This window comes from Vibrio sp. 10N.261.52.A1 (assembly GCF_002876325.1).
Lineage (GTDB): Bacteria > Pseudomonadota > Gammaproteobacteria > Enterobacterales > Vibrionaceae > Vibrio > Vibrio chagasii.
The window spans coordinates 1-9247 of sequence record NZ_MCYD01001225.1 but is presented as its reverse complement, the minus strand read 5'-3'; the positions used below and the strand labels follow the sequence as shown (position 1 = coordinate 9247).

10 protein-coding genes and 1 pseudogene are annotated in these 9247 nt (G+C 43.8%); 3 read left to right on the top strand and 8 right to left on the bottom strand.

The genetic code is table 11. From position 1 onward, the window contains the following. From BCT81_RS25890 to BCT81_RS25860, 8 genes and pseudogenes are all read right to left on the bottom strand, one after another. Nucleotides 1-341, bottom strand: a pseudogene (locus tag BCT81_RS25890) (D-2-hydroxyacid dehydrogenase family protein); the annotation flags it as partial. Nucleotides 342-438: 97 nt separating this feature from the next. Further along, nucleotides 439-903: an ASCH domain-containing protein gene (locus tag BCT81_RS25885; RefSeq protein ID WP_102426318.1), complete on the bottom strand. Its 465-nt coding sequence runs from the start codon at nucleotides 901-903 to the stop codon at nucleotides 439-441. 223 nt (nucleotides 904-1126) lie between these two features. Further along, complete coding sequence (gene glpQ, locus BCT81_RS25880) at nucleotides 1127-2182, bottom strand: glycerophosphodiester phosphodiesterase (protein ID WP_102426317.1); 1056 nt, start codon at nucleotides 2180-2182, stop codon at nucleotides 1127-1129. 82 nt (nucleotides 2183-2264) lie between these two features. Next, nucleotides 2265-3635, bottom strand: a complete 1371-nt coding sequence (gene glpT / locus BCT81_RS25875) for a glycerol-3-phosphate transporter (RefSeq protein ID WP_063523272.1) — start codon at nucleotides 3633-3635, stop codon at nucleotides 2265-2267. Between the two features lie 444 nt (nucleotides 3636-4079). Continuing rightward, complete coding sequence (locus BCT81_RS25870) at nucleotides 4080-4334, bottom strand: DUF3297 family protein (RefSeq protein WP_004739610.1); 255 nt, start codon at nucleotides 4332-4334, stop codon at nucleotides 4080-4082. Between the two features lie 193 nt (nucleotides 4335-4527). Beyond that, a complete protein-coding gene (locus tag BCT81_RS25865; protein WP_102426316.1) occupies nucleotides 4528-4995 on the bottom strand; it encodes a GNAT family N-acetyltransferase in 468 nt (155 codons plus the stop codon). 76 nt (nucleotides 4996-5071) lie between these two features. Continuing rightward, entirely contained in the window at nucleotides 5072-5209 is a 138-nt protein-coding gene (locus BCT81_RS29475) for a hypothetical protein (protein WP_198596964.1), read from the bottom strand. A 12-nt stretch (nucleotides 5210-5221) separates the two neighbouring features. Beyond that, on the bottom strand, nucleotides 5222-6364 hold the full coding sequence (locus tag BCT81_RS25860; RefSeq protein WP_102426315.1) for a PcfJ domain-containing protein: 1143 nt from the start codon (nucleotides 6362-6364) through the stop codon (nucleotides 5222-5224). A 235-nt stretch (nucleotides 6365-6599) separates the two neighbouring features. Here BCT81_RS25860 and BCT81_RS25855 point away from each other — a divergent pair, with 235 nt between their 5' ends. The 3 genes from BCT81_RS25855 to BCT81_RS25845 all read left to right on the top strand — a co-directional run. Then, a complete protein-coding gene (locus tag BCT81_RS25855) occupies nucleotides 6600-7022 on the top strand; it encodes a universal stress protein (RefSeq protein ID WP_102426314.1) in 423 nt (140 codons plus the stop codon). Nucleotides 7023-7226: 204 nt separating this feature from the next. Continuing rightward, complete coding sequence (locus BCT81_RS25850; protein WP_102426313.1) at nucleotides 7227-8585, top strand: DASH family cryptochrome; 1359 nt, start codon at nucleotides 7227-7229, stop codon at nucleotides 8583-8585. After that, nucleotides 8582-9247 (top strand): cryptochrome/photolyase family protein (locus BCT81_RS25845; protein ID WP_133152730.1); only part of this gene is annotated, 666 nt, incomplete at its 3' end. The genes BCT81_RS25850 and BCT81_RS25845, both read left to right, overlap by 4 nt.

Below are 9247 nucleotides of genomic sequence, written 5' to 3'. Positions count from 1 at the left end.
GCCATAATCAATGCCCAACAGAGCTCAGAGGGCGCGACAGGTGAACCTCGTCCTTCTAGCACTTTCACACCGAAACGTTCACACAGTTGTGGATCGATGTGATTACTGACTTTTCCGGTTTGGCTGATCACTTTTAGATTTGGCAGTTTAGATAGCAGCGACTCCGTGATTTCGGTACGCTCGCGAATGAGCACAAGCGCCTCAAAGTCGTACAGCTTCAACACTAGTTCATTTTCTGGATAGGTCTCGGTGAATACGGTGACGTCATGTTGTTCTAACTTACGATAACACTCGAGGCTTTTTACTGCATTTTGATAATCATCCAATATCGCAATCTTCACTACACACTCCTTGTTCTATTGCTTTGCCATTTTTGAGCTTTAAGTGCCACGGGTTAAGATTCATTTAACTTGTGACACTCTGTATAGACCAAACCAATTAATGATGGACGACTTTGAAACGCTCAAGCACCAACATCATGTCTTCACTTGGTGTGATCTTTAATTCTTCACACTCACGAGAGAAAAAGTTCCAATGGGCTTCTCGCCACCACTCCAAAGTCTTATCACCCTCGCCTTCAGCGGCAGCAAATTCAGCCGTCACCTGGTTATATCGGCACAATGACACCGAGGTAAGTTCAACAATACAGACAGGCTCACCGTGCCAATCAGTGACCACCTGCAAGTGTCCAACAACGGGCATGGTTTCGCCTTCATGGCTGTACCAATATTCCAAACTGCACGAGGCTTGTTTTTCACCTTTCAGTATCAGCTGCGCGCATAGATTGGCGTTGTATTCATCCGCACAGTAATAGTCAGCACTGAATGAGGTGTATTGTTTGGCAACTTCAGCCGGCAGTGAATTGAGATAACTATCTAGGTAGACTTTGCTTCTTTCTTCCATGATGGGTCCATTTTCAATATTCGTTTCAACCAGAAGCACTTCATATTGAGCAACTGACTGCATTGCGCGTAACCTATCAAGGAGTACAAACGGTGTAAACCAAGTAATAATGAAAGTGTGTTGAGAGAGTAGATTTAATGCGAGATTGTTAGATCAAAAAAAGAGCTAAAAACACCTTCAGGCAGTGCTTTTAACTCTTTGTATTTTGTTTTGGATTAACCAATTAACGGTTTAAGAAGTCTACCGCTTTATCTGGGAAGTCGGTAAACACACCGTCGACTTTCACTTGGTTATAAAACACATCCAACATCCCATCGAAGTTATCGACATAACCTGGAATTCGGCCTGGATCAACTCGGAATGTGTATGGGTGAACATCTAAGCCTGCGTCTTTCGCTGATTTCATCAACGGCTTTATGATGATGTTGTCTTTGGTTGATGCATCGTCCACCAGCATAGGTTTCCAAGGGCCAATACCGTCAGCATAAGTCGCCACTTTTGCCATGCCTTCTTTCTCGAACATCCAATCATAACTATAAGGCGTTGCTACATCGCCTTTGTAAGTCATGGTTTCATTCCAGTCCGTATAAGCCATTAGCTGAACCAGCTTGAGGTCCATTTCCATCGCAGGCATGAGTTCGTCGTTTATACGTTTTAGTTCGTTCGCATCGAAACACTGCAAGTAGACCTTATCGTCTTTAGATAGGTAACCATATTGATGCAAGGTAGCCAGTACCGCTTTAGAAATGTCTTTCCCTTCATGACGGTGGAACCAAGGTGCTTTGATTTCTGGGTAGATACCAACGTCATAACCAAGGGTCTTATTCAAGCCTTGGATCATTTCGATTTCTTCTGCAAACGTTGGTACTCGGAAATCAGACTGCCACATTGGGAAGCGTGTTGGGTAACCTGCGACTTTGTTCCCTTGCTCATCGAGCTTAAAGCCTTCTGTCACTCTTAATGATTTGATCTCAGCGAGCGTAAAGTCTATCGCGTAGTAGCGCCCATCTTCACGCGCACGGTCAGGAAAGCGCTCAGCAACATCGGTAACGCGATCTAGATAATGATCGTGAAGTACAACGAGTTGGTCGTCTTTAGTCATCACAACATCTTGTTCGATGTAATCTGGTTTCATTGCATACGCAAGAGCCTTAGCAGGCAGTGTGTGCTCAGGTAAGTAACCCGATGCGCCTCGGTGAGCAATAACCAAAGGATCGGCAAATGCGTTAGCCGATAAGCTTAGAGCCAATAGAGTCAGGGACAGTGACGTTGTTTTCATTGTTCTATTCCTTGATATAATAGAGGCAGGTTGTCCCTGCCTCGTTTAATTATTGGTATGATGCTGTTGAGTTAAAGAATGATTAAGCTATTGCCTCTTTCTCTTGCTCAAGGCTTTTCTCTTTATGGTGCTTACGCTCACCTACAAACGCGTACAGCAGACAGATGATTGAAGCTACACAAGCACCCACCAAGATAGTGAAACCACCATCCCATCCGTAATGGTCAACCATGAAGCCTAGCACCGCGTTTGCTGCAACTGCGCCACCTAAGTAACCAAATAGACCTGTTAGGCCAGCCGCTGTACCCGCAGCTTTCTTAGGTGCAAGTTCAAGTGCGTAAAGACCAATTAGCATTACCGGGCCGTAGATTAGGAAACCAATCGCAATCAGTGCCATCATATCAATAGTTGGGTTACCTGCCGGGTTAAACCAGTAAACTAGAACAGCGATAGTCACCAATACCATGAACAAGATACCTGCAGGAGCACGACGACCTTTAAATAGTTTATCTGAGATCCAACCACACAATAGCGTGCCAGGGATACCTGCCCATTCATACAAGAAGTAAGCCCAAGAAGATTTATCTACAGAGAAGTCTTTCGCTTCTTTTAGGTAAACAGGAGCCCAGTCCAGTACGCCATAACGAATTAGGTAAACGAACGCGTTTGCAATTGCAATAGACCACAGCAGTTTGTTATTGAATACGTACTTAAAGAAGATCTCTTTCGCTGTCATCTCAGTTTCGTGAGATTTGTCGTAGTCATCTGGGTAGTCGTTTTTGTGCTCTTCAATTGGCGGTAGACCACAAGATTGAGGGGTATCTCTTACTGTGAACCAAATGAAAATAGCAACGAGAGTGGCAAAAAATGCAGGAACATAAAAAGCGGTTCGCCAATCATCGTTGAAAGCCCACAGACCCAATAAGAACATTGGACCAATCAAGCCACCACCCACGTTGTGAGCCACGTTCCATACCGACACGATCTCGCCACGCTCTTTACGTGACCACCAGTGCACCATGGTTCGCCCACACGCTGGCCAGCCCATACCTTGGAACCAACCGTTCAAGAAGAGAAGAATAAACATTGCGGTGATGCTGCCGGTTGCCCAAGGCATGAAACCAAAGCAGAACATAACCAGTGCCGACATTAACAAGCCACCACTGAGGAAATAACGAGGGTTAGAACGGTCAGAAACGCTACCCATTAAGAATTTAGATAAACCGTAAGCAATAGATACGGCTGCTAATGCCACACCCAGCTCACCACGGCTGAAACCCTGTTCAATCAAGTAAGGCATTGCCAAACTGAAGTTTTTACGGACTAGGTAGTAACCCGCATAGCCAACAAAAATACCGATGAACAGTTGCCATCGTAATCGTGTGTAAGTGCTATCGATCTTATCTGATGACAAGCGATCGATATGCGCCATAGGTTTGAATATTCCAAACATAGGAACCTCATATTATTGGGCGAAGGAAATATAAAATGCTCGAACGAAAAAATATACGCTCATTCGAAAACAGGAGGGATTGTATGTGCTTCAGGGATAATTTCTGTGATGCATATAGCTATTAACAATAAAATTGTTTAAATACAGCAAATTAGTTTCATTTAATTAGATCACGCTTCATATTTTTGACGATTCGTTTACTATTCAACCAATTGTAAATCGAGCAAGCACTAGCCATAAGTGAGCAATCGAGCGTTAAGCAAGCACAGTACGTCGTATTATTGTCCTTGCGGCATATTGAATACTGCGTTTTACGATGGCGACAAGACAACTTTCTATTTCTCGAAAGCATATTTAGGACGGTACAAAGACAAAAAGGGCCTAGATTTCTCTAGACCCTTCTATAAACAGTATTCCGCAGCTAATTTCAGCTACAACAATCTATTATTCTTCGATGTAGTAAGCTTCTACAGTGCCTTTAAGAGTAATAAGCATTGGCTGACCGAAGCGATCAAGTGCTTTAGGAGAAGGAATCTTCACCCAACCTTCGCTGATGCAGTATTCTTCAACATCAGTACGCTCTTTACCATTTAGACGGATACCGATTGGGTATTCGAAACACTCAGCCACGTGGTGTGGGCTGCGTGGGTTGCCTGCAAGATGATCTGGTAAAGCTGGTCTTGAATTAGTATCGCTCATGTTCATTACCTGTATGTACGTAAATAAAAAAAGTGCGTCATTCTAGTCAATATAGGCTTCGTGCTCAACAACTGCTGTAATAAATCGTATTGATAGCTTTAATCAGCGTCTAGTTGTTTGATTTATTGGCGATATTTGCTCTGTTTCTTACATAAAACTAAACACTTTTAACATCGTAAGCCGATACCTTTGTTCAAAAAGACACACACACCACATGATGGTCTGGGTCGGTATTGATGTTAACGATCGACCAACCAAGAGAAAGGTACAAAGACGGTATGTTGGTATAGGCATAAAGGTTAGACGCAGAGTGTTCTGCGGTTTTAGATTGGTAAAAGGCTGGCATTTGTTCAACCGCTCGCTTAATCAATTCACTCGCAATGCCTTGGCGTCGCCATTTCTCATCAACATAAACAGCATTAATCCACACGACGTCCCTTACTTGATGAGGTTCTTGAAAATGGGAGTACGCTAAACCACCGATGACAACATTCTCGCGAATAACCACGATAACTGGCGGTAGATGAGTGTTGGTTGGGTACGAGTGTTCTGGATAGGCCGATTTAAACTCAAAGTCCGCCCATTCACTTTGAAAAAGGCGTTCGAGCTCTTGCCAGTGTGGAGAATGCTGGACACATTGTCTAAAAACGACTTTTTGCATTTAAACTTCCTTTTTAAATACGAACGATAGAAATGAGAACCAGTGAGTTAAACAAATCACTAAAAGCAGTATTACGCTACTCTTCTTCCTCACAATGATCATAGTCTGCGTCTTGATTAATCTCTTCTCCACAACCTAAGCATTCCGCTTGTAAGTCCGTTGGCATCGCAATAATCAAACCACAATGTGGGCACAAATCGCCTTGTTGATACATATAGCTTCCCTTCTACTTTAACCAATGTCGGTTGGGGTACGTTTGCTTACTCGCTTCCAACCAATCGTGAATCACTTTGCGAGCTGCCTCAGTCGGTGGCGCGTTTCTTTTACCGCAGATTTGGTCAATCTCAAACGGAAACACTTTACTTGGAACACGACGTAAACCTATAGTTAAGCGCTGAGGCTTCATCATTCGAAACACCACATAGCGGTCACTCATAATGCGATTATGATACACGCCAATGCAGTGCTTTTGTTCGATGCCCTCTTTCTCAAGATCAAAGTAATCCATAATTGGGTGAATGTTTTCATTCCCAAGCAAAGGGACCGGATACGGGATATCCATGTCCATAGGGCGACAGCCTTCTAAACGTCGTAATTGACGCTGCTCAGTCCAACGGTCGTGGAGTTGTTCGAACATTGCGAACGAGTTCTGACTGGTTATTGAACGTAAAGGATCATCAATTTCTAAATCCTGCCCTAACAATATCGCATCTTGGAACATCGCCATCTTCGACGGAGAATTGAGTCTACCCTCTTCAACCATTGCAATACCCAATCGACTGCCGGTTAAAAATGGATGTACCTGATCTAAGCGTAGTGCCGTGTAGCCAACCTTCGAGTAGTGCTTAAACTTCAGAACACGTCTTTGCAGCGGCTCTAAAATTCGCACGATATGGTCGAGTTCATCGCCAACGTTATAATGCAGCTCGAGCTTATCAATAAACTTTAGCGTCGCTTTACTGCTGTCTAGACCAAGCTTAGTCAGGATCTTCTTTTGCCCTAAACGACTCAGCTCCAGAGCTTTCTGGTTATCAACACTGTATTTCATGCAAATCAGCGCCAAGATCACTGGCCGTAATTCCAACAGTTGTGCCGCTTCATAAGTGTTCGCCGCCAACCACAACATTTGGTACTGGTATTCTGGAAAGTTGTCTGTGATTTCACGGTAACGTGCAGGCAGAGTTTCTAACCATTGCCCATTAACATCAAATTGCTCTATGAGATTAAGGCTTAACCCAATACCACCATCGAGTGGACGTCGTCCATCTTCAAACACATGGAAGCCAACCAATTTTTGTGACCAATCACGAATCTCGATATCGTAATCAAAGCCAAGTGTTCGGGTGGGAATGGTGAGTAATGCTGTCATTGATGCCTCTTCATTGGTGGCGCATTGATCTTTCAAGCCTATATAACAGCATAAGCTAGCGCTTCATCCACTATATCAACCTTTTGTAAATTTCTTATCAATCAAAGCGCTATATACAGGATAGCCTTTATAAGATCTTTGAATGATGATTTTCCTTAATATGAGACCTCTTCGATATCATTTGCGCCAACAAAAACTATGCTTGTTACATAACCCACAACAAAAGGCTTAAATTATGGAATACCGACATATTCTAGTCGCCGTTGAATTGTCTGACGACACCAAAGTACTGATTGATAGAGCGACTTTCTTCGCGGATAAACTCGATGCGGGTATTTCGTTTGTCTACATTGATGGTACGCATGGAGAAATCTACCCCGAGCTAGTTGATATTCAAGCAAACGACGGGGATTTACCCATCAATCAAGGTGCCGTTAACCACTTGAAAGAGTTCGAGGCTTACGCAAAGCACCCTATTAAGCATATTTTTGTCGGTACGGGCGATCTGAACGATAAGCTCAAGAACACTATCTCAGAAAATAACGTTGACCTATTAATGTGCGGCCATCACCATGATTTTTGGCATAAGCTTATCTCCCACTCGAAACAGATAATCGACACCTCTCCGATTGATATCTTGGTCGTTCCGATGGAATAGCAGCTTTCTGTTAAACGGTTAAAACGTTCAGCATTGCCAACCTCTATCGGTATTATTGGTTGGCATATTTCGGTTGGCCGAATACCCTTCTGTACTCGTCCCTTTTTCTCTGGCTACGTACTACCGATTTCCCTACATCATTTGTGATCTTGTTAGCGTATCAACTCGTAAGCGTCTAATAATTAACAATTCACGAGTGTAATCATGAAAAAGATTGGTCTCTATCTTTTTACAAATGACTTAAGAATAAACGACAACACACTACTGCATCGGGCGTCTCAGCTCGTCGATGAGCTACTATGCGTCGCGGTCGAACCAAGGCTTTCTACCTACTCTGTTCGACTTTCACAAGAACAGGAAAACGGGGCGCATCGTCACCTCTTCATTAAGCAAGCTATAGATGATTTAGCCTTGAGTTTGGCGCGTCTTGGACAACGCCTTTTTGTATTAGAGCGAAATACGAGTGAGGACTTAGTTCAACTCGTCAAATCTCAACAAGTGACACACTTTTTTGCCAGTTCGCATTGTGCCCATCACGAGCGACAGTTAGTAATTGATACGCTAACGCAGTGCCCTGGTTTATTCATCTCTCAACAACATCACACGACTTTGTTTGAGAGTGATGCGTTCCCCTTCGAACTTACTAAGCTACCTCGTTCGTTCACTAAGTTCCGTCTTCAAGTTGAATATTTAGAGATTGAGATAGAAGAAAGTGTAATAACTTCCCTTCCACCAGCGCCACAAACCGCTACCGAGTGTTATAGAAAGCCGATACCTGAGTTAAACGACTCAAAACCAGGCGACTACATAGGCGGCGAAACGGCAGGGTTAATCCACTTAGAAAACTACTTTTCACATGACTATGCCGGAACCTACAAACAGACGCGAAACGCATTAGATGGCATCGAGAACTCAACCAAGTTTTCTCCATGGTTAGCACTGGGATGTGTTTCGCCAAAAACCATTTACCGCCACTTAAAGCAATTCGAAGCGCATCGTGGGGCGAACGATTCTACCTACTGGATTTACTTTGAGTTGTTGTGGCGTGAGTATTTCTACTGGAAGTGTTTAACGCTGGGGACATCGCTGTTTGGTCGAGAATCTAGTGATCTGCCAAATGAACAATTGCTCGATACCACTTCGGGATCAAGCTTCGCCAAGTGGAAAAGCGGCAACACCAACTACCCAATTGTTGATGCCTGCATGCGCCAGCTTAACGCAACGGGTTATATGTCTAACAGAGGCAGACAGCTGGTCGCTAGCTGCTTGATTCATGAACTCGGTATTGATTGGCGCCACGGTGCTGCTTATTTCGAAAGCCAACTCATCGATTACGATGTCGCGTCGAATTGGGGGAATTGGGCTTATATCGCCGGAGCTTTAAATTCACAGGCTACGCAAAACGCCAACAAACCAAGTGCAGCCAATCAATCACAATCTAAATCCCGTCATTTCGATCTCGTTAAGCAGACAGAAATGTATGACCCAGAGCACGCCTTTATCAACAAGTGGCACCGGGATGATGAAGCTTCAACGTCAACTCGATATCAGGACGTAATATGAAATACAAAACTGTACGCCTAATTTTAGGTGACCAGCTCAATATTGAGCACTCTTGGTTCGATCATGTCAGTGATGAAGTGATCTACATCATCGCCGAACTAAAGCAGGAAACCGACTATGTTGCCTCGCACATCCAAAAAGTGGCGGCGTTCTTTTCTGCAATGGGTTATTTCGCTGAAGAACTAACACAACGTGGGCACCAAGTGTTGCATTTAACCTTGGATGATACGGCACAGTTTAAAGATCTCGACGCCGTTCTTCAGCACTACACAAACGAGTTTAACGCCGCGAAATTTGAATACCAGAGACCAGACGAATATCGTCTATTAGAACAACTTAACAAGCTTAAATTACCTAACACTGTTAAAGGGAGCTGCGACTCCGAGCACTTCATGTTTCCTTTTTCCGAAATCGAGGAACAGTTCCCGAAGGATAAACACATCATGATGGAGCACTTTTATCGTCGAATGAGGAAGCGTTTCGACATTCTCTTAGACGATGGAAAGCCAGTCGGCGGTAAATGGAACTATGATGCGAACAACCGTAAAAAACTCAAGAAACAGGACATCGAAAACCTGCCACAACCCCTGATGTTTGCCAACGATATCTCATCCATCCTAGAGCGCATTGAACGACATCAAGTTGGGACCATAGGACAAGTT